At 60.9% G+C, this 22,356-nt stretch carries 19 protein-coding genes; 8 read left to right on the top strand and 11 right to left on the bottom strand.

The genetic code is table 11. From position 1 onward, the window contains the following. Positions 1–24: 24 nt before the first annotated feature. Positions 25–960 carry an AraC family transcriptional regulator gene (locus ACZ9IU_RS24010; RefSeq protein WP_040125571.1) on the bottom strand — a complete coding sequence of 312 codons (936 nt, stop codon included), beginning with the start codon at positions 958–960 and terminating at the stop codon, positions 25–27. A gap of 143 nt (positions 961–1,103) precedes the next feature. Here ACZ9IU_RS24010 and ACZ9IU_RS24005 point away from each other — a divergent pair, with 143 nt between their 5' ends. Beyond that, positions 1,104–1,988: an NmrA family NAD(P)-binding protein gene (locus ACZ9IU_RS24005; RefSeq protein ID WP_040125572.1), complete on the top strand. Its 885-nt coding sequence runs from the start codon at positions 1,104–1,106 to the stop codon at positions 1,986–1,988. A gap of 159 nt (positions 1,989–2,147) precedes the next feature. On the opposite strand, the gene ACZ9IU_RS24000 is transcribed toward ACZ9IU_RS24005, so the two are convergent. The 7 genes from ACZ9IU_RS24000 to ACZ9IU_RS23970 form a co-directional block, all read right to left on the bottom strand. Further along, positions 2,148–3,143: a Gfo/Idh/MocA family protein gene (locus tag ACZ9IU_RS24000; protein ID WP_040125573.1), complete on the bottom strand. Its 996-nt coding sequence runs from the start codon at positions 3,141–3,143 to the stop codon at positions 2,148–2,150. Continuing rightward, positions 3,140–4,021, bottom strand: coding sequence for a sugar phosphate isomerase/epimerase family protein (locus ACZ9IU_RS23995; RefSeq protein WP_040125574.1), 882 nt, complete (start codon positions 4,019–4,021; stop codon positions 3,140–3,142). The genes ACZ9IU_RS24000 and ACZ9IU_RS23995 overlap by 4 nt, the downstream gene beginning before the upstream one ends. Before the next feature lie 120 nt (positions 4,022–4,141). Further along, a complete protein-coding gene (locus tag ACZ9IU_RS23990; protein ID WP_040125575.1) occupies positions 4,142–4,975 on the bottom strand; it encodes a carbohydrate ABC transporter permease in 834 nt (277 codons plus the stop codon). Beyond that, the gene (locus ACZ9IU_RS23985) at positions 4,972–5,895 is read right to left on the bottom strand and encodes a carbohydrate ABC transporter permease (protein ID WP_051900658.1); all 924 of its coding nucleotides are present in this window, start codon (positions 5,893–5,895) and stop codon (positions 4,972–4,974) included. Before ACZ9IU_RS23985 ends, ACZ9IU_RS23990 begins: the two co-directional genes overlap by 4 nt. A gap of 67 nt (positions 5,896–5,962) precedes the next feature. Then, the gene (locus tag ACZ9IU_RS23980) at positions 5,963–7,162 is read right to left on the bottom strand and encodes an ABC transporter substrate-binding protein (protein WP_040125576.1); all 1,200 of its coding nucleotides are present in this window, start codon (positions 7,160–7,162) and stop codon (positions 5,963–5,965) included. A gap of 25 nt (positions 7,163–7,187) precedes the next feature. Further along, a complete protein-coding gene (locus tag ACZ9IU_RS23975) occupies positions 7,188–8,171 on the bottom strand; it encodes an alpha/beta hydrolase (protein ID WP_051900660.1) in 984 nt (327 codons plus the stop codon). Further along, on the bottom strand, positions 8,168–8,845 hold the full coding sequence (locus ACZ9IU_RS23970; RefSeq protein WP_040125577.1) for a GntR family transcriptional regulator: 678 nt from the start codon (positions 8,843–8,845) through the stop codon (positions 8,168–8,170). The genes ACZ9IU_RS23975 and ACZ9IU_RS23970 overlap by 4 nt, the downstream gene beginning before the upstream one ends. Positions 8,846–8,945: 100 nt before the next feature. Between ACZ9IU_RS23970 and ACZ9IU_RS23965 the strand changes: the two genes are divergently transcribed. Continuing rightward, positions 8,946–10,022, top strand: coding sequence for an ABC transporter ATP-binding protein (locus tag ACZ9IU_RS23965; protein WP_040125578.1), 1,077 nt, complete (start codon positions 8,946–8,948; stop codon positions 10,020–10,022). A gap of 255 nt (positions 10,023–10,277) precedes the next feature. On the opposite strand, the gene ACZ9IU_RS23960 is transcribed toward ACZ9IU_RS23965, so the two are convergent. Continuing rightward, positions 10,278–10,748, bottom strand: coding sequence for an Hsp20 family protein (locus tag ACZ9IU_RS23960; protein ID WP_040125579.1), 471 nt, complete (start codon positions 10,746–10,748; stop codon positions 10,278–10,280). A 204-nt stretch (positions 10,749–10,952) separates the two neighbouring features. Beyond that, a complete protein-coding gene (pobA, locus tag ACZ9IU_RS23955; protein WP_040125580.1) occupies positions 10,953–12,125 on the bottom strand; it encodes a 4-hydroxybenzoate 3-monooxygenase in 1,173 nt (390 codons plus the stop codon). A 116-nt stretch (positions 12,126–12,241) separates the two neighbouring features. On the opposite strand from pobA, the gene ACZ9IU_RS23950 reads away from it, so the two are divergent. Then, the gene (locus ACZ9IU_RS23950) at positions 12,242–13,138 is read left to right on the top strand and encodes a helix-turn-helix domain-containing protein (RefSeq protein ID WP_040125581.1); all 897 of its coding nucleotides are present in this window, start codon (positions 12,242–12,244) and stop codon (positions 13,136–13,138) included. Between the two features lie 106 nt (positions 13,139–13,244). On the opposite strand, the gene ACZ9IU_RS23945 is transcribed toward ACZ9IU_RS23950, so the two are convergent. Further along, positions 13,245–13,787 carry a Pycsar system effector family protein gene (locus ACZ9IU_RS23945; RefSeq protein ID WP_040125582.1) on the bottom strand — a complete coding sequence of 181 codons (543 nt, stop codon included), beginning with the start codon at positions 13,785–13,787 and terminating at the stop codon, positions 13,245–13,247. Positions 13,788–13,900: 113 nt separating this feature from the next. On the opposite strand from ACZ9IU_RS23945, the gene ACZ9IU_RS23940 reads away from it, so the two are divergent. The 5 genes from ACZ9IU_RS23940 to ACZ9IU_RS23920 all read left to right on the top strand — a co-directional run bounded on the left by ACZ9IU_RS23940 (position 13,901) and on the right by ACZ9IU_RS23920 (position 22,356). After that, positions 13,901–17,554, top strand: coding sequence for a FecR domain-containing protein (locus ACZ9IU_RS23940; protein WP_051900661.1), 3,654 nt, complete (start codon positions 13,901–13,903; stop codon positions 17,552–17,554). Next, positions 17,554–19,503, top strand: coding sequence for an adenylate/guanylate cyclase domain-containing protein (locus ACZ9IU_RS23935; RefSeq protein ID WP_051900663.1), 1,950 nt, complete (start codon positions 17,554–17,556; stop codon positions 19,501–19,503). The genes ACZ9IU_RS23940 and ACZ9IU_RS23935 overlap by 1 nt, the downstream gene beginning before the upstream one ends. Before the next feature lie 187 nt (positions 19,504–19,690). Further along, positions 19,691–20,716, top strand: coding sequence for an ABC transporter substrate-binding protein (locus ACZ9IU_RS23930; RefSeq protein ID WP_040125583.1), 1,026 nt, complete (start codon positions 19,691–19,693; stop codon positions 20,714–20,716). 33 nt (positions 20,717–20,749) lie between these two features. Next, entirely contained in the window at positions 20,750–21,631 is an 882-nt protein-coding gene (locus ACZ9IU_RS23925; RefSeq protein WP_040125928.1) for an ABC transporter permease, read from the top strand. Next, positions 21,607–22,356, top strand: a complete 750-nt coding sequence (locus ACZ9IU_RS23920; protein WP_040125584.1) for an ABC transporter ATP-binding protein — start codon at positions 21,607–21,609, stop codon at positions 22,354–22,356. The genes ACZ9IU_RS23925 and ACZ9IU_RS23920 overlap by 25 nt, the downstream gene beginning before the upstream one ends.

Here is a 22,356-nt window from a genome sequence, read left to right as displayed (position 1 = left end):
AGCGAAAGACGCTGTCTATCCGGATCAGGGTGCGAGCTGTGTTTCAGGAGAGGTGTCCACCTGTCCGCGATATTGTCGCGGCGAGCACCCGACCACTCGCTTGAATGCCTTGCTGAAGGCGCTCTCGGACTGATAGCCGAGCGCCGGCGCGACAACGGAGATGGGATCATTTCCCTTTTCGAGCCGGTCGCAGGCAAGAAGCATGCGCCATCGCGACAGATAGTCGATCGGTGTCTCGCCGACAGTTGCCCTGAAGCGTTCCGCAAATACCGAGCGTGACATGCCAGCTGTCTCGCCAAGCTCCGTCAGCGTCCAATGTCTTGCAGGATCGGCGTGAATGGCCCGAATTGCGCTGCTCAAACGCTTGTCCGACAAGGCAAAGAACCATCCCGTGCCTTGATGACCGTTTGCGAGATGCATGCGAAGCGCCTGGAGCAGCATCATATGCGCAAGATGTTGCGCCATGAGGTAGCCGCCAGGCTGGTTTAAACGAACTTCCTGCATCATGCGTTCGATCGACCAGCGCAAGGCGTCCCGCTCCGCTTCCTGGCTGAGGTGCACGATGGGCGGCAACATTTCCAGCAGCAGTTCGGCATGATGACCACCGACCGCAAAGCGGGATCCCGTCAGGGAAAACCCACCCCCTCCGTTGATGGTCACCATTCCGCCGGCACGGGCTGGCGGAAAGATCGTGGAGGCATCGATCGAGGGCAGATTGAGGTCGCTTGCAAGCCGGAACGGCAATCCGCGCGGAAGCACAAAGCAGTCACCCTGCTCGAGGCGTACCGGATCGCGGACGCCATCCACGGCCAACCAGCACCCGCCCGACTGGATCACATAACATTTGATCTGGCGTTGCTGGTCGCCGAACCAGACCGACCAATCCCCGCCGGCATCGAAGCCGGACGAAATGGTGCTGCTGGGTTTTAGCAGGGTGAGAAGCTCGGACAGGGGATCCATACGTTTTCCGGACGATCGCGACGATAATCAAGACCATGGAGCATGGATCGTCTGCGAGCAACGCCTTATTTGTTTCGGCGAGCTACGGCGTTGGTCCCGGACCAGGAACGATGTCGACCCCACGAGGACATAAGGAGCCTGCCATGATTGTAGTCACGACCCCTACGGGCGATATCGGCCATCAGCTCGTTGAGAATCTGCTTGAGAACGGCGCCGCCGTACGCGTCATCGTCCGCGATCCATCCAGGCTATCCGATGCCATTCGCAACCGGGTTGAGATCGTTTCGGGTTCCCATGCCGATGCCAATGTCGTGAACCAGGCATTCGAGGGCGCCGACGCAGTCTTTTGGCTGGTGCCTGCCGACTCGAAGGCAGACAGCGTCACGGCCGCCTATGTCGATTTTAGTAAGCCGGCTGCCGAAGCGTTGAAGGCCTGCGGCGTCAAACGCGTCGTCAGCGTCAGTGCGCTCGGTCGAACGACCCCGCTCGCCAACCAGGCCGGCTATGTCACGGCCTCGCTTGCGATGGACGACCTGATCGCTGCCACTGGTGTGAATTTTAGGGCGCTGACCATGCCGTCGTTCATGGACAACACCCTCATGCAGGCTGCGGTGATTAAGGCCCAAGGAGCGTTCTTTTCGCCGATCGACGGCGACCTGAAATTGCCGAGCTGCGCTACCCGCGACATCGCGACCGTCGCAACGCGACTGCTGCTCGACGAGACCTGGACAGGTCAAGAAGAAGTCGCGGTCCTCGGTCGAGAGAACATCTCCTTCAATGACATGGCGGACATCATGTCCGATGTGCTCGGCAGGCCGATACGGTTCCAGCAGATTCCGCTCGACGCCTATAAAGCCCAGTTCTTGCAGTTCGGGTATTCCGAAGCAATGGCCCAGGGAATGACAGACATGGCAGACGCGAAGAACCGCGGCCTCGACCTCGGCGTCGCGCGAAGTGCTGACAACACCACACCCACGAGCTTCCGCCAATGGTGCGAAACGACGCTTCGCCCGGCGATCCTCGATTGAAAGCCGGGCGTCCAATTTAAGGAGACGACCACATGCAGACGACAGGCAACGCTATCCTTCACCGGCAGCACAAGCGGCATCGGTAGAGGTTTCGCCGAAATCTTTCACAGATCCCAAACCGTCGGGCGGGGAAATTCTCGTCGTGCCGGCCGCGTCGGATCAAAGTGCCAGTTCGCGCCGCATCGTTTCCAGCCGCTCCATGGCGATGACGCCTTCGGCGATCGTCGGAGCGGGCGTCGAAGCTCCCCCCAGGGCCGGGACGACGTCGGCCAGCAATGCGTGATATCCTTTCGGGTCCTCGTTGGCGGCCGCGGTAAAGTTCGGCTTCCAGGTCAGCGTATCGCAATCCTCCTTCAGCGTCGCGCCGAGGTCGTCGATCTTGAAGGGCGGGTTGCGGTGCCAGCGGATCTCGATCACGTCATCCACCTCGATGCGCTGATGGTCGCCCATCAGCTCGATCCGCTCGACCGGCGTGCCCCGCGACTGGACTGTACCCATGGCGATATTGCCGATCGCGCCGCATTCGAATTCGAAAGCCACATGGAAAAGCAGGCGTCCCGGGGTCTTTTCGACCTTGCGGGTGGAGATCGAACGAACCGGTGAAACCAGGAAGGACACAAGGTCCATGTAGTGGACGCAGTGGTGCAGGAAGAAGCCGGTGTAATCGACGTTGCCGACGAAATAGCCGGGGGCTGTCATGTAGTAGCCGGTCAGGCCCAGCACGTCCCCGAAGCGTCCGGATTTCACGATGTTCGCCGCCATGCGGTTGCCGATCGAATATCGCTTCATGAACCCGACGAGCAGCGGCTTCTTTGCCTTTTCCGAGGCGGCCAGAAGCTCCCGCGCACCGGCGGCGGAACCCGATGGCGGTTTTTCCATGAAAACCGACAGGCCCCGTTCGAGCGCCGCCTTGCCGAAAGCGAGGTGCTGATCCGGCCCGACGGCCATTCCGACCGCATCGATTCCGGGTGTCGAAAGCAGCGTCTGGGCATCTGTCGTCAGATTGGCGACGCCGAATTGCCGGCCGGCATCCTTCAGACGCTTGCCGTCGATATCGCACATCGCCACGAGCTCGACATCATGGCGCACGAGCTGGGGAAGCAGCATCTGGGTTGCGTGGATACCACAACCGATCCAACCGATTTTCAAAGTCATCGACGATATTCCGTAAGCAGGAGATGGGATTTCATGAATGCGCTGGAGGCTGCGAGGCGATTGCTTTCGTCCTCGTGCGGCGGGCGCCACTGGGCAAACGGCACGCCGAAACGGTCGTCACTGCGCCGGAACGGCTCGAGCGATACCGGTCCCTTGTAACCGACCTCGTGAAGGGCGCGGCAGACTTCGACCCAGTTGGTCATTCCCGTTCCCGGGAAGCCGCGGTGGTTCTCATTGGCCTGGAAATGCACGAGACGGTCACCTGCAAGGAGGATCGCCTCGGCGATCGAGCTTTCTTCCATGTGCATGTGGAAGGTATCGAGCATCAGTTTGACGGCCGGGTTATCGACCGCGTCCAGCAATTCCATCGCTTGCTGCGTTGTGCAGAGCACATCGCTTTCGAAACGGTTCAGCGGTTCGACGGCCAACAGCACGCCGGCCTTGCCCGCATAATCGCCAGCCTCCTTCAGACCCCTGACGCAGCGTTCCTTCCGGGCCAGCCTTTCGGTTTCGTCGACCGGCTGAGGGGGGCGTCCGGCGAAAACCAGCGGATTTCCGGTCAGCGGGCCTCCGACGATCTTCGCACCCAGGCCGGCGGCGCAATCGACCGTGTATTTCAGGTAGTCAATACCGGCGCGATGGGCCTCGGCATCCGCCGATGCGAGATTGCGCTGCAGATTGACGCGGGCGGCGAGCACCACGCCGAGGCCGGCATCGTCGAGCGCCCTTTTTGTTTTCCCGATGTCGAGTTCGCCGACCTCCGGAACCAGAAGCTCCACAAAATCAAAACCGTGCTCACGCATCTTCTCAAACAGCGGGAAATGCTCGGCCGTAAAAGGCCTCGCATATTGCATGGAAATCAACCCGATGGGGTTCATTGTCATTTCCTTTTCAAATTCCTCGATAGTTCTGTTGTTCTTTCTGGCGAATGTTTGCTTCCCTCATCTCTGTGACGAGCACAGGAATGAGGGCAGAACTCTTTCAGCGCCGGCCATTTCTCACCCTTTCACCGCACCCTGGGTCAGGCCGCCGACGAGGCGGCGCTGAACGAGAAGGAACAGGATGGTTGCAGGCATGGCGCCGACGACGGCGCCGGCCGCCAGCAGGCCCCATTCGATCTGGTACTCGCCGATCAACGTCTGGATCGCCACCGTGACCGGCCGTACGTTTCGCCCGCCCAGCGTCAGGGCGTAGAGATATTCGTTCCAGGCGGTGATGAAGATGTAGATGCCGGTGGAGATGATGCCCGGCATGGTCAGCGGCAGGACTATCTTGCGCAGCGCCGTCAGCCGCGAGCACCCATCCGTCATGGCTGCTTCGTCGAGGCTCTTCGGGATGGCGCCGATATAGCTCGTCAGCATCCACACCGCGAAGGGGATCGCCACCGTCGCATTGGCAAGGATCAAGCCGAAATGGGTGTCGAGAATGTTGAAGCGCCGCATCAGCACGAAGAGCGGCAGGATGAGCAGCACGATCGGGAACATGTTGATCAGCAGGAACTGCAGCATCAACAGCTTGCGGCCCGGGAAGCGGAACCGCGAGAAGGCATAGGCGGCCGTAACCGAGACGATCAGTCCGACGACGACCGTGCCGCCGGCGATGATCAGGCTGTCGAGCATGTTCTTGAGGAAGGACGTCTGCTCGACCAGCCGCACATAGTTGTCGAGGCTCCAGCCACGCGGCGAGAGCGATACACCGGTCGCAGAAAGCGCGGCGGTCGGCGTCAGCGACGTCAGGATCATCCAGGCGAACGGCGCCATGGCAAAGAGGACGATCACCAGGACGGGCAGGTCCGTTGTGAGGATCCGGCGAAGCGTGCTCTGCTGTCTCATCGTTCCACCTCGCGCATGGTGCGAGCGAGATAGAGGGCCACGAACGCGCCCAGAAGAATGGTGAAGGTGACGGCGATCGACGTGCCGTATCCGAAATCGAGATTCTGGCGCGCCTTGACGAAGGCGTAGAGCGGCAGCGTGTGCGTTGCATAACCCGGACCGCCGCCGGTCATGACGAAGATGACATCCATGGAATTGGCGACCCAGATCACCCGGAGCAGCCCGGCCGTTGCCAGCACCGGCGCGATCCCCGGCAAGGTGATATGCACGAATTGCCGCCATGTAGAAGCGCCGTCGATCGAGGCCGCCTCATACTGGCTGCGTGGAATGCCCTGCAGGCCGGCAAGGATCATCACCGCGAAGAAAGGAAAACCCTGCCAGGTCAGCGTCGCGATGATCGCGTAGATCGCGACACTCGGATCGGCCAGCCACGGCACGGCCGAGCGAACGATCGAAAGATAGATGAGGATGTCGTTGAGCACGCCGGTATTCGGGTCATAGATCCAGCGCCACATCAGCGCGATCACAACGCTCGGCAATGCCCAGGGAATGATGATGAGGGCGCGCGCAAGACCGCGCCAGGGAAATTCGCGGTTGAGAAGCAGCGCTGCGACAAGCCCCAACCCCATCTGCAGCGGCACGGTCAGCCCGATCCAGATGATCGTGTTCCAGAGCGCCGTCCAGAAGACCGGATCGTTGAACAGTTTTACGTAGTTTCCGAAACCGACGAACCTGCTGGCGTTCGGCCGAAACAGGATGAGATCGTAGAAGCTGGTGAACACCGCCTGCACCATCGGCATGAAGACGATGACGACGGTGACCACGACGGCGGGGGCAAGCAGCAGGTAGGGAAGCAGCCGCTCGGAACGCCATATCGACGTTGTGCGGCGCTGCGTGGGGGAAGAGATCGATAGGGACATGCTTATCCTGCCTGTGGACCGCGGCGGAGAAGGAGGTCCCGGCACATCACTGCCGGGACCGGAGATTTTACTGAGCAAACAGCGTCTGCAGCTGTTCCATCATTTTCTTCGCCGTGATCTGACCGGTCAGCGCCTGCTGCATGTTCGTCTGCCAGGCCGTGTTGACGAATTCCGAAACCGCCGAGGTCTGCGGCAGCACCTTTGCGAATGGCAAGGACTGGACCGTCGCTTCGACGAAACGGCGTTCATGGAGTTTCCAGTCGGCGGAACCACTCTTCGTGACCGTCAACTGACCCGTCGCGCTGTTGAAGGCAACGTTGTTCTGGCCCTCTGCGAGGAAGGAAATCCACTTCCAGGCCGCATCCTTCACCGAGGACGAAGAGAAGATCGCGAGCGACTCGTCGCCGTAGGAAGTCCACTGGCCATTGCCACATTTCGGAACCGGCACGGCCGAGACCTTGTCGCCGAGTGCGGCGACGAGATCCTTGGACGAACCGATATGGTGGATGGTCATCGCCGTCTTGCCGGACTTGAAGGCAGCGACGATTTCCTGGAAACCGTCATTCGGTGCGGACGGCGGAATGACCTTGTCCTTCTGGAAGAGATCCACCAGCCACTGGTTTGCGGCGATCGCCTCCGGCTTGGTCAAGCCGCCCGGCTTCAGCTCGGCGCCCTGGGAGAGCACGAACGCACCCCACTGGTCCCAGCCGCCCTTGCCGCCGCGCAAGCCGAAACCATAGGTCTGCGGCGCATTGGTCAGCTTGATGGCCGCGTTGCGGAATTCTTCACAGGTCTTCGGCGGCTGCAGGCCAGCTGCCTGGAAGAGGTCGGTTCGATAGTAGAGATAGAGGACGACATATTGGATCGGCAGATAATATTGCTTGCCGTCAGGACCCTTGTTCAGCTCGAGCAGGTTATCCAGAAGGTCTGCTTTGCCTTTCCAGCTGTCGATCTGCTTGCCGATCGGTTCCAGCGCGCCCATTTCGGCGAGCCGCGGCTGGGCGAAGAGCTTCACCATGGCCGCGTCAGGCGCGTTGCCACCGACCAGCGCGGTGTAGAGGTTGTCGTAGTAGCTGTTCCACGGCACGTTCTCGGCTTCGATCTTGATGCCGGGATTGGCTGTCTCGAATTTCTTGACCAGATCCGACATCGGGTTCGCCGGATTGTCGAAATGGTACCAGAAGCGGACGGTTTCCGCCTTGGCCTCGCTGAAAGCGGCCGAAGCCGCAAGAGCGGCCCCGAGCGCGAGTGTCTTCAGAAATTTCATAGTCTCCTCCTCCTGATTGTTTACGTCATGGACGTCTTGTTAGTCGCCTTGCTGCATTGCCCGCGGCCGCCAGAGCCTCCCTTGCGGCCGAAAGTTCGTTGGTGTTCTGCAGGAAACCGTGGATGACGCCCGGCACGATGTGCAACTCGTCATCACGGCCAAGAGCCTTGAGGCGCTGGCTCAGGCCCAATGTGTCGGAAAGCAGCGGATCCACGGCGGCCGCCATCAGATAAAGCGGCGGCAGCGCGGCCAGGGCCGCATCGGAAGCCACAAGAGGACAGGCGAGCGGATCCTCCTCGATCGCGCACTCGCCGGAATAGAACGACCAGTAGCGCTGCATCTTTCCGCGCGTCAGCGCGGGACCTTCGGAGAAGCGGACATAGGACGGCGACGTGAAGCTCCGTGCGTAACAGCCGTAGAAGAGCAGCGCTGCATCCGGCAATGCGCGGCCTTCCGCTTGCTCATGCAGCATCGCCGCAAGAGCAAGGTTCGCGCCCGCGGAGTCGCCCGAAATCAGCAACGGGCCGCGGCGGACGCCAGCATCGGCCGTCACTTCGAAAAAGTTGCGCAGGCTGGCAACGACGTCCTTGAGGCCTGCCGGATAGGGGCTTTCCGGCGCCAGGCGATAATCAGGCATGACCACCGGCAAGCCGCTTTCGAGTGCCAGGACCCGGGCGCAACGTTCGTGGGTTTCGGGCGAACAGAAGGCAAAACCGCCGCCGTGGACGAAAAGGATGGCGCCTGCCCCGCCGCCGGGAGGCACGAGCACCTTGAGGCGACAACGCGCGGAACCAAGGCCCGGGTCTTCCGCCACCATGACCTCGGTCACACTTTCCATCGCCGGCAGATTGACGTTGCAGCGGACATTGGCGGCAAGCGATTGCGCCCGACCTTCCGCAGGCGGCAGCATTGTGGGATCCGGTAATGGCCCCAGTTCGGCGAGAACCCGCTCCATGAGCGCCGCCATTTCGTCCGACAAGACACCCGACAATTCGACATCGTTGCTCACTGGATCACCTCCGGGAAGACTTCCGGTCCGAAGTCGACGATGGTCGCGATATGATGATGCATGGCGGCGGTGGCGCGCCTTACGTCGCCGTCCTCGATCGCGTCGATGATGCTGCGATGGCGCAGCGCCGTCGCCTCGAGATCCCGCGCCATCGGGCTGCGGGAAATCTTGAAGCGGTGATTATGCACCAGGCAGCGATGCAGGATCGGGTCGAGTGCCGGCAGATTGGCATCCTCGAAAATTCGGCGATGGAAGTCGCGGTCGAACGAAGCGAGTTCCAGTTCGTCTCCCGCTCCGGCCGCGACAAGCATCTTCTCAAGAAGGCCATTGAGCTCCCTGACCAGCGTCCGGCTCGGCGCACGCATCACGCGCGCCATGCCGCTGCCTTCGATCTGCTGGCGCAGCCGGAACATTTCGATCGCCTCGTCCTCGGTGCATTCCGAAACCTGCGTGCCCCGATGCCCCTGACGACGAACAAGTCCCTCCTCCTGGAGCTGAAGCAGCGCTTCACGCACCGTTCCCTGGCTGCACTGAAAATGCGCCGCCAACTCCAGTTCGGTCAGCCCGGTCCCCGGCGCCAGCGTTCCAAGCATGATGTCGCGTTTCAAGGCGTTGAAGGCGGCGCCTGCCTTGGGGGGTTTGGTCGATGTCGGTCGAGACGAAAAATACGCCATGTAGTCGATCCAGCCGGTTGCGCATTTCTAAACTTATCATTATTGATATTGATATCGATAATTGGCGTCAAGCGCCAAAGTCGTGTGGAGGAGGAAAAACGTGGCCGGCATTGCATTGAAGAAAATCCAGAAATCCTATGGTGCTCTGCGGGTCATCCACGACATCGATATCGAGATAGAAAGCGGCGAATTCCTGGTCCTCGTCGGCCCTTCCGGCTGCGGAAAATCGACCCTGCTGCGCATGATTGCCGGACTGGAGGAAATCTCCGGCGGTGAACTCGATATCGGAGGCCGGACTGTGAACCTGCTACCACCGGCCGAGCGTAACATCGCCATGGTGTTTCAGGACTACGCGCTCTATCCCCATATGAGCGTGCGGGAAAACATGTCTTTCGGCCTGAAGATGCGCGGCGGCGATCAGCCTGATATCGACAACCGCGTCAACCAGGCGGCGGACATCCTGAAGATCCAGGACTACCTCGATCGGCGCCCTGCGCAACTGTCTGGCGGACAACGCCAGCGCGTCGCGATGGGACGCGCGATTGTCCGCGAGCCCGCGGCATTTCTCTTCGACGAGCCTCTTTCCAACCTCGACGCCGCCCTGCGCGTGGAGATGCGCCTCGAAATTGCAAAGCTCCATCGCCGCATGAAGGCGACCACCGTTTACGTGACCCATGACCAGGTGGAGGCCATGACGCTTGCGGACCGCATCGTGGTGATGAACGGAGGCGTGGTCGAGCAGGTCGGCAAGCCGCTCGACCTCTATCACAAGCCGTCGAGCCTGTTCGTCGCCCGCTTCATCGGCAGTCCGACCATGAACACCATCCCGGCCAAGCTCTCCAGATCGGGAGGCGAGGCTCAAGTGCTTGGAAGAACCGTGAAGCTGGACGGGCTTGAATTGTCAGGCCATGGCGCCGAGGACATCGTCCTCGGGATAAGGCCGGAAGACCTGATGCAATGTCCGGCCGAACAGGCCTGGTTCAGCGGCGAATTGATGGTGGCCGAGAAGCTCGGCAGTCAGACCTATGGTTATATTGAGGTTGGGCACACGAGGATGCTGGCGGTAGAGTTTCCTCGAGACCAGGAGATGAGTGTGGGCGATGTCATGCATGTCCGAGGCAACACGTCTGCGCTGCATCTTTTCGACGCTGGAAGCGGTAAGCGCCTGAGCATGTGAGCCGGAATGATCCTTGATCCATGATGGGTTCGAGGATGATCGAAGCCGGATGCAGGGCCGGCCTGAGATGCCGGCCCCTTTTCTGCGTCGAAAAAGTCGCTTCAGGATCGTGCTGCCGGAGCCGCTGTTTCGGAACGGACCTTGTCCAGCAGCTTCGAGAACACGCTCTTTCGAGCATCCCTCGACTTGAGGCCTCGACGTTTTTTGATCTGAACCGTGAACGGCTTTGTCAGAAACTTCATCGAGACGTGCTCCTTAAGCCACCTGGCGCTCGGCCTCGATCTGAAGAGGCGCCTGCTGAAAGGAACTGTCTCCGATCGCAATCCTGCGCGGTTTCATGGCCTCGGGCACTTCGCGCTTCAGCGCGATCGAGAGAAGGCCGTTCGTCAACGAGGCGTTCTCGACCCTGACATGGTCGGCAAGCTCGAAGCGGCGTTCGAATGTCCGTCCGGCAATGCCGCGGTGCAGGTATTCACCGTCCTTCTCCTCGGCTTTCTGCCCTTTTACCACAAGAACGTTGCGCTCCTGGGTGATGTCAAGGTCGCCTTCGGCAAAACCCGCGACGGCCATCTGAATGCGATAGTCGTCTTCTCCGGTTTTGACGATGTCGTAGGGCGGCCAAGTATCGATAGCCTGCAGGCGCTGCGCATTGTTCAGGAGATTGAAGATGCGGTCGAAGCCGATGCTGGACCGGTAGAGTGGTGCGAAATCAAGTTCGTTTCTCATAGCCATATCCTCCGTAAAGCAACATGGAATGGAGACGCGTCGGAAACCTGCGCCTCCGGTTCGATCGGCCCCTTTTAGGCTGCCGACGAAAATGATCTGGTTTTGAGCGATTTTCGATTCAAGAGGGAATCCGAAAAAAATTTAAGCAGGCCCGCCACGAAAAACCAAAGCCTCTTGATTGCCGATTTCGTGGGGCGCGCGTCCTTAAAAAGGCAGGCCCACATAGTTCTCTGCAAGGGCCGTCGAGGCCGCCCGCGAATGCGTCAGATAGTCCAACTCGGCTTCCTGGATCCTCTGATCGAATTCGCCCGTATCGGGGAAACGATGCATCATCGTCGTCATCCACCAGGAGAAGCGCACTGCCTTCCAGACGCGGGCCAATGCTCTTTCGGAATAGGCGTCGATGCCGGCATCGGAATGGTCCAAATAATGCTCCCGCAGGCCGTCGAAGAGGTAATGCACGTCGCTTGCGGCAAGGTTCAGCCCCTTGGCTCCTGTCGGCGGCACGATATGGGCTGCGTCGCCGACGAGGAACAGGTTGCCGAACCGCATCGGCTCGGCAACGAACGAACGCAGCGGTGCGATCGACTTCTCGAAGGACGGCGCGGTGATCAGCGCTTCGGCGTGATGCACCGGCAAGCGGCGGCGAAGCTCGTCCCAGAACCGGTCGTCGCTCCAGTCCTCGATCTTCTCATCGAGCGCGCACTGGAGATAATAACGGCTGCGGGTCGCAGAGCGCATCGAACAGAGCGCGAAACCGCGTGGGTGATTGGCATAGATCAGTTCATGGTTGACCGGAGCGACCTCCGCTAGGATGCCGAGCCAGCCGAACGGATAGATCTTCTCGAAAACGCGGATTGCGCTTTTCGGCACGGCGTTGCGGCTGGGGCCGTGAGAACCATCGCAGCCGGCGATGAAATCGCAGTCGATGCGATGCGTGCTGCCGTCCTTTTCGTAGGTGACGAAGGGTAAGCGGGTGTCAAAATCATGGGGCGTGACATTGCCGGCTTCATAGATCGTCTGGGCTCCGCCTGCCTCGCGACGTTCCATCAGGTCGCGGGTCACTTCGGTCTGGCCATAGACCATGACGCGCTTGCCGCCGGTCAGCCCATGGAGATCGATCCGGTGGTCGCGCCCGTCGAAGGCGAGCGAAAAACCTTCGTGCGGCAGACCTTCGGCATGCAGCCGGGCACCGGCCCCGGCCTGGTCGATCAGCTCGACCGTGCCTTCCTCCAACACGCCGGCGCGGACGCGGCCGAGGATGTACTCCTTGCCGACACGATCGAGGATGATGTTGTCGACACCCGCTTCCGTCAGAAGCTGGCCGAGCAGGAGACCCGACGGTCCAGAGCCGATAATGGCGACCTGCGTTCTCATGCGTCTCCTCCCGAATGTTTTTGTTTTGGTAAATTGTGCTCGGCTTCCGCGTTGGCGGCAATGGACATTCAAGCCAAAAAATTGGACAAACCGAACATTGCGACCGGAGGCATCCGATGAACAGGCACATACCGACCTACCAGCTATATGGAGAGGATCCGGGCAAGCGGCATGATTTCTGGCTGCATTGCGAAACCATCAAGGCGAGAAGCAGCCGCCACCAATGGGAAATCCGCCTGCATCGGCATGAGTCATTCTTTCAGATACTGTACATCGAGGCGGGATCGGGCGACGCGACCTTCGACACCGAGACGCATGCCATCCGCCCGCCGTCGATCGTCACTGTTCCCCCTGCCCTCAACCATGGCTTCCGGTTCTCCCGCGATATCGAGGGGTTGGTCGTCACGATCCTGAGCTCTCATCTGGACCATCCGCCGGGGGAGCGCAGCCGCTTCGGCGAATGGCTCGCCACACCGCACCTCACCCCGCTCGACCCGTCGAACGCCGATGCTGCCTACGTGATGCAAACAGTGAAACGAATTGGCGAGGAATTCGACCACCGCAACAGCGGGCGCAATGAGCTTCTGGCTACCTATGTAAAGCTCGCGCTGAGGCTGACGGCGCGCATCTCTCGCGCCGACGACCTCAACCAGCTCCCGGCGAACGAAGGCGAACGGCGGATGGAGATGCTGGGCGGCCTGATCCGGCAGCACTTCCGCTCGCATAAGCCGATATCCTTTTACGCGGACGAACTCGGCATCTCGCTGACCCATCTCAACCGCATCGTCCGGTCGATGGCGGGCTGTACGGCGCACGATCTGATCGCCGCCAAGCTGATCGAGGAGTCGAAGCGCGAGCTCGTCTTCTCGCTCGCATCCGTACAGGAAGTCGGTCATCGCCTCGGCTTTGCCGATCCCGCCTATTTCTCGCGTTTTTTCCTGAAGCAGACCGGGGAGACACCGCGCGCCTGGCGCCTGCGAGAAATCCAGTCGCTACACGGGACTTCTTCCTGAAGAGCGCGAACTGCCGCGCGGCACAAAGCCTGGCCTCATCGTGGCGGCCGCAATCGGGGGCCGGAACCATCGGGCTTGCGCTCGGGGCAGGCTTGGACATCGTCCTTCAGGTGATCAGAAGAAGCAGGACGTATGAAACTACCGTGAAGAGCATCCCGCGGAATGCATAGGAGACACATCGGTACTTCTGCCGGGCGATGAGGGACAACACGTCGGCATTGTCCAGGTATTCCTTGAAAAGATAACCGACGTCGCTGCGCTGCGCCGCGTGCTCGAATATTGCCCGGTGCTGCGGCCATGTCCCCCAAAAAAGCGAGGTGGATTTCGCCACCCGCCGAGGCAACACAACGAGGATGGCTGAAAGAATTGAGGAAACTGACGCGATGGCGAGCAATGCGGAAACAACCACCGCAAGCCACGTGCCCCCGGTATACCGCGCCAAGGTGAAGACGCCGCGCCCCTCGCTCGAAGAGATCAAAAATGCCAGCATGAAGGTAAAAATATAGGCAGCCTTCTGATCGGATATTTTGATCTGGTCATAAAACACGTCGTTTATCTTACGGACGTGATTGAAATACTCTTCAGTGATCTCACCGGACGCCATCGGCATTTCGAGCATCTCGATCGGCGCGCTGTCGAAGTCGCTCAACTTGCTTTTCCTCAGTTCCGAACTGTTTCCCTGTTAATACACTCTGGCCGAAAAGCAATGCCGTTTCTAAAGGCTATCTTGACACTTGCCAGGTTTAAAAGCAGTGGTGAAGCATGTCGGGGGCGATCAATCGTTTTTATCTTGCAGCGGTCGCGCTGCCTATACTTGCTGGCGGACTAGCGTCGCCGGCAGCGGCAGAGCCTGTGCAACGATCGGGGCAGCCTGCCGGGGCAGTCATTGCGCGCAAGGCAGGCGAGGAAGTCCGCTTTATCGACGTGTCCAGCTGGCAGTTCGTCGACCTGAAGCAAGACCTCGTCACCGGCGACGTGCTGCGTACCAATGCGACCGGCCAGCTGGCGATCCTCTTTTCCGATCGGACGCAGGTCCGGCTCGGCCGCAATTCCTCGTTGGTTGTCAAGCAGATCACCGCCAGCACCAGCGCCGACACCATATTGGAGCTTCAGTCCGGTACCATCTGGGCACGCGCGGAACGCGGCGGGCCTGGTGTCCGGGTCGAGACGCCGGCGGCGGCCGCGGCGATCCGTGGCACCGACTGGACGATGACGGTCAAGGGCGACCAAACCTCGCTCAACGTCCTCGAGGGCATCGTGCAGCTCAGCAATCCGCAGGGCAGCGTCGAAGTGCGCCAGGGCGAGGGAGCCGTCGCCTCGATCGGCCAGGCGCCGCACAAGGTCGTCATCGTCGATTCCGACGACCGCGAGCAGATGCTGTTCTTCCTGCCGCCGCGCCAGGCATTCGAGCGGATGCCGCCGTCAGCCCAACCGGTTGCCGAAATGCGCCGCAATGCCGATCGCATCACGGCGATCCCCGCCGAACGGCGCAGCGCGGAGGATTGGGTCTCGCTTGCCGAGGCCCAGCTTTCGCTCGAGGGTCGCCAGCGGGCGCGGCAGACGCTTGCCAAGGCCAAGGGCCAGCGGCTTTCCGCCTCGCAGAAGGCCCGAGTGACATTGATCGAGGCAGTCCTCGCCGCAAGCGAAACCCGCTATGCGGAAGCCGCGAAGCTGTTCGAGAAGGCGCAGCGCGGCCTGGATTCCAAACGACGGGGCATCGCACTTTACGGCGGCTATTATGCCCGGGCGCTTGCCGATCCCAACCGGGTCGAAGCACTGCCGCCGCAGGTGGGGGGACCGGACGGCGCATTTCTGCGCGCCTACGCGCTCGGCTTCCTGCAGGACCTGGGGGCGGCAATCAAGGTCCTCAAGGAGGCTGAGCGCCAGTATCCGGACGATCCGGAACTGCCTGCCTATCGCGGCTGGCTTGCGGTCTTGCTGAACGATCGCGCCCAGGCGGAGGAGGCGCTCAACCGGTCGCTTGCGATCGATCCCGCTGAGCCGACGGCGCTCGAGGCTCGTTCGCATTTCCGCGCGGGCTTCAAGGGCGATTATCAGGGCGCGCTCGCCGACCTCGAAGCGGCCATCAAGGTCGCACCCGGGGGCTCGACGACCTGGAACGCGATCGGCAACATCCAGGCCGCACGAAACGCCAACCGCGAGGCCGAAGCCGCCTTCAAGAAGTCGATCGAGCTCGATCCGCAGGACCCGCTCGCCCATTCCAACCTGGCGATCTTCTATCTTGATATCGGCCGGATCGAGGATGCCAAGCGCGAGATCGACACAGCGCTCGCCATCGATCCGGCCTTCGACATCACGCTCGTGGCGCGCGGTCGCTACTATCTGCAGACCGGAGAGCTGGACAAGGCCGTCGACGACCTGCTCGCGGCAAGCGTGGCCAATCCGGCCTATTCGCAAGCGCAATTGCTGCTTGCGGCCGCGAATTACGAAAAAGGCGACCGGGTGCCGGCCGAGCAGGCGACGGAAAATGCCGAACGGCTCGACGATAACGATCCGATAATATCCGCCCTGCGCACGGCAATCGCGATCGACAATTACGATTCGGAAGGCGCCATCCGCAACGCGCAGGAATATCTCAAGCGCTCCAAAGCCCGCGGCGGCGATTTCACCTCGCTCGGCGCCAACCAGCAGGCCGGGTCGACGCTGAACGATGCGTTCCGACTGCAGGGCATGAACGCCTGGGGCGAATATTACAGCGACGCCGCCTTCGATCCGTTCGCCGGCACCGCCTATATCGACCAGAGCATCCACGGCAGCGCCAACCCCTTCGTCAACAACTACTTCTACGGCGACAACGTCATCACCAACGCGCCGAACGGGCAGGCGTTCTCGTCCTTCCTGCAGGGCCTGATGCTCGAGCCGCATATCATTTCCGGCCGCTCGCGCTCCGCCAACATCATGAGACGGCCGTTCTTCGAAGGTTCGATCGGCGGAGGGATCAACACTGCCGGCGGAGAACTCGGATATATCGGTGAGGGGGAGATCCAGGGATACAGCAACCTGCCGTTCCCGATCAGCTTCTATGGGAATTTGCAATGGCAGAAGGTGCCGGACAGCCGGGATTTCTTAGGCCCATCGGACCTCGACACCGAGAATAAGGTCATCGGCGGCAACGGCTATCTCACCGCCAGCCCGACCCCATACGATCGGATAGTGGCTTATTTCAACCACTCAAAAGCCGACTTGAATATCGAGTTCCCGGATATCGATCCCTTTTTCGGTCTCCCGGCCATCGACAGGCAGGATTTTAACGCAAGGGGGACGAACGCCGGAATTGGTTGGAGCCATACGCTTGGCTACCGGGATGTGGTGAATTTGGCGATCATGTACAGCGGTTTCCGCCGGGATTCGGAATTCTATCAGGAGGCCGATGTCTTCGGCCTCCCTCTGCCTATTCGACGTTCGACAGGCGAACTGGAGCAAAACAGCTACATTGCGGCAGCAAACCACAATGTTGCGGTTGGCGATTTCACTTGGCGATATGGGATCGAGGGGGGATGGGTGGACGCGCGCCAGTTCCAACGAGATGAAGATCTTTTGTTCGGAGGATTTGCGGAGGGTGAAGCGTCGAACCGCAGTACTATCGGCCGCGTCTATGTTGATCTTCTTCATGAGGTTGGTCCCGACCTGAAGTTGGAGTATGCTCTATTTGGAACATATCTCGATAACGACGCGACGAGCGAATTCCGGTTGGGGCCACGTATAGGTGCCGCTTGGTCGCCCAGCGAAGGCCAATGGCTCCGCGGGGGCTTCATGCGCAACAGTTTGGATACGACAACTCCGACGCTGTCGCCGATCGGAGTTGTGGGGTTGCAACAGAACCAGGCCAGCATCAATCCGACGGGGTATTCCGATGTCTACGCGGTCCGTTGGGATGCAGAATGGACGCCAAATGTTTTCACTGCAGCAGAATTCCAGCATCAAGAGGTTCGTGATGCGAGCATTTCCATACCTCTGCTGGCTACCACAGCGGATATAGATAGAGGGACAATCAATCGCACCAGCTTGAGCGCCAACTTTCTGCTTGGTCATGGTTTTGGATTGTCTTCAACCATCGCCTATTCTGAGACCGACGACCGAAGCAGCGTGCCCCTTGCCGGCGGGCAAATACCTTATATTCCCGAATGGGCTGGTCAGGTTGCGCTCACCTGGGTGAACGAAGCGAACGTCAAGGCGACAATCGCGGCAAACTATGTGGGGGAACGCGTCAACGAGGCCGGCCTCAATCTTGATGATTTCTGGACGCTCGATGCAAGCCTTACCTGGGAGCCGTTTGACAAGCTGTTTGAACTAGAACTCGCCGCCTATAACCTTCTGGATGAGAACATTCAGCTCAACGGCAACACACCCGGTTGGGGCCGGTCCTTCCGGGGCACGCTCAAAGTTCGGTTCTAATGGCCGGCCGGCGCGGTTTCTCCTTTTCAACGCTGCGCTTCTTCTCGTCGCGCAGCGTGCAGGTTGCCATTCTGGCGGCATTCTTCTTCGCTGCGGCAGCGCTCCTCACGCGCCTGCCGGGATGGCCGCTGATCGACTATCGGGCATTCGACTATCTTTCGACCGTCCCGGCTGAGCCGATTGCGCAGGGAGGGCCGATCGTCGTGGCGATCGACGAGCCGTCGCTCGCGGAGGTCAACGTGCAGTGGCCGTGGCCACGCGGCCTGCATGCAAAGCTGGTCTCCCGGCTGCGCGCCGCCGGCGCCAAAGTGATCGGCCTCGACATCATTTTTTCCGAACCGTCTGCGCCGGCCGAGGACGAGGCGCTTGCCGCCACGCTCGGGCCGGATGTCGTGCTGGCGGGCGACGAGACGCTCGTAACCTCTAACCAGGCCGACCAGTTCATCCGGGTCATGCCGCTGCAGATGTTCTCCGACAGGCAAGCGCCAACAGGCATCGCCTCGGTCGGCCTGCATCGAGACGGCGTGCTGCGGGACATGCCGGACTTTGTCGACGGCTTTGCCGCCGTGGTCGCGACGGCCGCGGGCATCGAGGTGGATCAGCCGGAGCCTGGAAGCCTTATTCAGGTGTTCGGCGGTCCCCGCGCCTATCCGACGGTGTCCTATTATCAGGCTCTGGATCCTGAAAATTTCCTGCCGCCGGGGCTGTTCAAGGACCGGATCGCCATCGTCGGGCTGAGCCTGCAGAATGCACCGTCGATCGACAATGGCGGAGCCGACGCCTTCCCGACCTCCCATACGATTCACGACGGCAAGCTGTTGGCCGGCGCCGAAGTTCAGGCGACCATTTTCGACAACCTGCGGCTCAAGAAATCAATCACCGAAGCCAGTCGCCCGATGAGACAATTGCTGCTTCTGGTCGCGGTCGTGGCGGCGGCGGTGCTCATCTGGAAGGGTACGGGCTGGCACACGGTGGCGGGCGGCGCGGTGGTGATCGTCGTGCTGTTCATCGGCAGCTACGTCACCCTGCGTTTCGGCCGCGTCTTCCTGTCACCTATAGCGGCGTCCCTCGCCTTTGCCGGCATGACCGCGGCACAGGCAGCGCTCGACTACGCCCAGGAGCGGAAGAGCCGCCGGCAGATCATCCGAGCTTTCTCGCAATATCTGGCGCCTGCCCTGGTCGATCAACTCGCTCGCGATCCATCCAAGCTGAAGCTCGGCGGCGAGAAGCGCGAGCTTTCGATCCTGTTCTGCGATGTACGGGGCTTCACCACCATTGCCGAGCAACTCAAGGACGATCCGCAACAGTTGACGATGCTGATTAACCGGCTGCTGACGCCGCTGTCCGATATTGCGCTTTCGCATGGCGGCACGATCGACAAATATATCGGCGACTGCCTGATGGCCTTCTGGAATGCGCCGCTCGACGACGCTGCACATGCGGCCCATGCGGTAGCCGCCGCGCTTGATATGCTCGACTCGATGCAGGCGCTGAACGACGATCTGGAGGCCGAAGCGGAGGCGGCAGGACGGACTTATTATCCGCTGGCGATCGGAATCGGCATCAATACTGGCGAATGCGTGGTCGGTAACATGGGCTCGACGAGCCGTTTCGACTATTCCGCGCTTGGAGACGCCGTCAATCTGGCAGCTCGACTTGAATCCGCATCAAAGGCTTATGGCGTGCCACTGCTGCTAGGTGAGAGGACCGCACAGGCAGTGGACGATATTTTCGCAGTCTTCGAACTCGACCGCATCACGGTTAAAGGCAAGACGGAAGAGGTTCCCGTCTGCACCGTGCTTCGTGAAACTTCCGAGGCGGCACGGAACGTCCATCGCGAATTTCTTGAGGCACGTTATCGCGGCGACGTCGCCACGCAGCAGACCCTGGCGCAGAGGCTTATAGATGATGTGCCGGCGCTTTCGGCGTATCATGGGCAGGCCCTGTAGCGTCCAAGCAAGAAAACGAAATGCCGCACCGGGTCGCCGGTTCTCGTGTCCTCGGTCGACATGTTGGGATGATATTTCACTATCCGCCGCATTCTTAAATTAAATAGTCTATTTCTTTTATAGAAAATATCCCACCCTTCCGTGCATCGACTTTCGTGTCCTGCAACCGATGAGGGGAAGATCAACGATGACATTGGTAAAAACTGTGAGAACGGTCCTGCTCGGCCTGCTTGCCTTCGGCACCATGAGCGGGGTGGTCGCGGCCCAGACGAACGCGCCCCTTCTTCCGAAGGTGCCGCCCGGAACGGTCCTGACGGTCGGCGATCCGGTGACGCAGAAGGCGCTGGAGGTCTCCGGATTGATCAAGGAACTGTCGTTTGAAGTCAAATGGGCCAATATCAGTGGCGGCCCGCAGACCTCGGAAGCATTCCGTGCCAAGGCGCTCGACGTCGGGTCGGTGGCCGAAATCCCTTCGATCTTCGCCAACTGGAACAACCTGCCGGTTCGCAACATCGCCTATCGCGAACGCCGCGACCCGATTGCCAATCCCATCTACCGCTTCGGAGTGGCGCCCGGCGCTGGCATCAAGACGCTGGCCGATTTCCGCGGCAAGCGCATCGCCTTCAGCCCCGGCCAGGCCCAGGGAGCACTCGTTCTGCGCGCCCTCCATGCCGCAGGCCTCAAGAAAAGCGACGTCACCCTGGTCGAACTGCCGAGCACCGGCGATGTCTATCCGAAGGCGCTGGCCAGCAAGCAGGTCGATGTCGCGCCGCTCGGGGGCGTCTATATAAGGCGTTATATCGCCCAGTACGGCGGCGATGGCGCGACGCTCGTCGAACACGGACTGCGTGATGATCCGGGCCATCTCTATGCACCGCAATGGGTGCTCGACGATCCGGCGAAGGCCGCGGCTCTCGCCGAATATGTCGGGCTTTGGGCACGCGCCACCGAGTGGGTGAACAAGAATCCGGAGATCTGGATCAAGGAATATTATGTCGGCCAGCAGGGTCTGAGCCAGGATGACGGCGAATATCTGGTCAAGCTGACCGGGGAGCAGGTTGTTTCGGGAGATTGGAACGAGGTGAAAAAGCGGCACCAGGAGACGATCAACCTGCTGGCGGCGGAGCTCGGCTACAAGCCCTTCGACGTGGAAAAGATCTTCGACAACCGGTTCGAAAAGACCGCCTCCGCCGCCTTGGCGAAGAGCCAGTAATCCCCCTGCATCATCCAAGAGGAGATCCGAAGCATGGCAACCATTTGGGATGCGGATGAGGCGAAATCATCCCGGTCTTCCAGCCGTGAAAGTGCATATATCGTTCCAGCCGTGGCGAGGCCCGTCACGTCCCGGAGCCGCCGGAGACTGGGGCCGGGACCGGCGATACCATTCGGGCTTCAAATCGGGCCGGCATTGCTGGTGCTGCTATGGGTAGGCGGCTCGGCTCTCGGGTGGATCGATCCGCGCATCCTCTCTGCGCCCTGGACGGTCGTCGAGGCTTTTGGAAGGCTCATCGAGCAAGGCCGGCTGCAGGACAACTTCGTGACATCGGCGACGCGTGCCTTGCTTGGGCTCAGCATCGGTCTGGTCATCGGCACGATCCTGGCCGTCACCGCCGGTCTTTCCCGGATCGGCGAAGCACTGATCGACGGCCCTGTTCAGATCAAGCGCGCCATCCCCACGCTGGCTCTGATCCCTCTGCTGATCCTGTGGTTCGGCATCGGCGAAGGCATGAAGGTCACCACGATCGCCCTTGCGGTCATCATACCCATTTACATCCACACCCATAATGCGCTGCGCGGCATCGACAGCCGCTACGTCGAACTGGCCGAGACCCTGCGCATGAGCCAGAAGGATTTCATCTTTCAGGTGGTGCTGCCCGGCGCATTGCCCGGCTTTCTTCTGGGCCTGCGGTTTGCCGTCACTCTCTGCTGGGTTTCGCTTGTCGTGGTCGAGCAGATCAACGCCACCAGCGGGCTCGGTTACATGATCGACCTCGCCCGCAACTATGGGCAAACCGATGTCATCCTCGTCGGCCTGGTCGTCTATGTACTGCTCGGCCTTGTCTCGGACGGTCTTGTCCGCCTGCTCGAACGGAGGGTCCTCTCATGGCGCCGCACTCTAGCCAACTGAAGTCCGCATCCAGAGCCGTGCATGTCCGCAACCTCGTGCGCCGGTTCGCCACCAAGACGATCCTGGATCGCGTGGATCTCGATATCGCCGAAGGGGAGTTCGTTGCCCTGCTCGGCAGGAGCGGCTCCGGCAAAAGCACCTTCCTCAAGGCGCTCGCCGGCCTCGATCACGACGTCCAGGGAACCGGCACGCTTGAAACTCCGGAAAACCTTTCCGTGGTTTTCCAGGATGCACGTCTTCTGCCTTGGCGCACCGTGATCCAGAACGTCACTCTCGGTCTGCCGGGGGCTGCCGGGCAGGAAGCAGGCAGAAAAGCACTGGCCGAAGTCGGGCTCGAGGGGCGCGAAGCGGCCTGGCCAAACCAGCTCTCGGGCGGCGAACAGCAGAGGGTCGCTCTTGCCCGCTCGCTGGTCCGCCAGCCGTCCCTGCTTCTGGCCGACGAGCCGTTCGGCGCCCTCGACGCACTGACCCGGCTGAAGATGCACGACCTGCTGCGGGAATTGTGCGCAAGACATCGGCCGGCCGTGTTGCTCGTCACCCACGACGTCGACGAGGCAATCTCGCTCGCCGACCGGATACTGGTTATCGACGAAGGTCATCTGATCGAGGACCTGCGGATCGATCTGCCGACGCCGCGCGATCATGGCGATCCACGCTTTGCAAAGATCCGCACCCAGCTTTTGAGCCGGCTGGGGGTTGAAACGCCCGGACGGCGGGTCGCCTGA

The sequence above is a fragment of the Mesorhizobium sp. USDA 4132 genome (genome assembly GCF_056279545.1).
Note: the sequence above shows the minus strand (reverse complement) of the source record. Positions and strands in the feature narration are given on the sequence as shown.

Bases quoted from the DNA above. Each gene is read 5' to 3' on its own strand.
- ACZ9IU_RS23925 (WP_040125928.1), top strand. From the start codon at position 20,750: ATGGCAACCATTTGGGATGCGGATGAGGCGAAATCATCCCGGTCTTCC.
- ACZ9IU_RS23960 (WP_040125579.1), bottom strand. From the start codon at position 10,748: ATGAGAAACGAACTTGATTTCGCACCACTCTACCGGTCCAGCATCGGC.
- ACZ9IU_RS23985 (WP_051900658.1), bottom strand. From the start codon at position 5,895: ATGTCCCTATCGATCTCTTCCCCCACGCAGCGCCGCACAACGTCGATA.
- ACZ9IU_RS23970 (WP_040125577.1), bottom strand. From the start codon at position 8,845: ATGGCGTATTTTTCGTCTCGACCGACATCGACCAAACCCCCCAAGGCA.
- ACZ9IU_RS23930 (WP_040125583.1), top strand. From the start codon at position 19,691: ATGACATTGGTAAAAACTGTGAGAACGGTCCTGCTCGGCCTGCTTGCC.
- ACZ9IU_RS23950 (WP_040125581.1), top strand. From the start codon at position 12,242: ATGAACAGGCACATACCGACCTACCAGCTATATGGAGAGGATCCGGGC.
- pobA (WP_040125580.1), bottom strand. From the start codon at position 12,125: ATGAGAACGCAGGTCGCCATTATCGGCTCTGGACCGTCGGGTCTCCTG.
- ACZ9IU_RS24010 (WP_040125571.1), bottom strand. From the start codon at position 960: ATGGATCCCCTGTCCGAGCTTCTCACCCTGCTAAAACCCAGCAGCACC.
- ACZ9IU_RS23990 (WP_040125575.1), bottom strand. From the start codon at position 4,975: ATGAGACAGCAGAGCACGCTTCGCCGGATCCTCACAACGGACCTGCCC.
- ACZ9IU_RS23940 (WP_051900661.1), top strand. From the start codon at position 13,901: ATGTCGGGGGCGATCAATCGTTTTTATCTTGCAGCGGTCGCGCTGCCT.
- ACZ9IU_RS23935 (WP_051900663.1), top strand. From the start codon at position 17,554: ATGGCCGGCCGGCGCGGTTTCTCCTTTTCAACGCTGCGCTTCTTCTCG.
- ACZ9IU_RS23995 (WP_040125574.1), bottom strand. From the start codon at position 4,021: ATGAACCCCATCGGGTTGATTTCCATGCAATATGCGAGGCCTTTTACG.
- ACZ9IU_RS23920 (WP_040125584.1), top strand. From the start codon at position 21,607: ATGGCGCCGCACTCTAGCCAACTGAAGTCCGCATCCAGAGCCGTGCAT.
- ACZ9IU_RS24005 (WP_040125572.1), top strand. From the start codon at position 1,104: ATGATTGTAGTCACGACCCCTACGGGCGATATCGGCCATCAGCTCGTT.
- ACZ9IU_RS23980 (WP_040125576.1), bottom strand. From the start codon at position 7,162: ATGAAATTTCTGAAGACACTCGCGCTCGGGGCCGCTCTTGCGGCTTCG.
- ACZ9IU_RS24000 (WP_040125573.1), bottom strand. From the start codon at position 3,143: ATGACTTTGAAAATCGGTTGGATCGGTTGTGGTATCCACGCAACCCAG.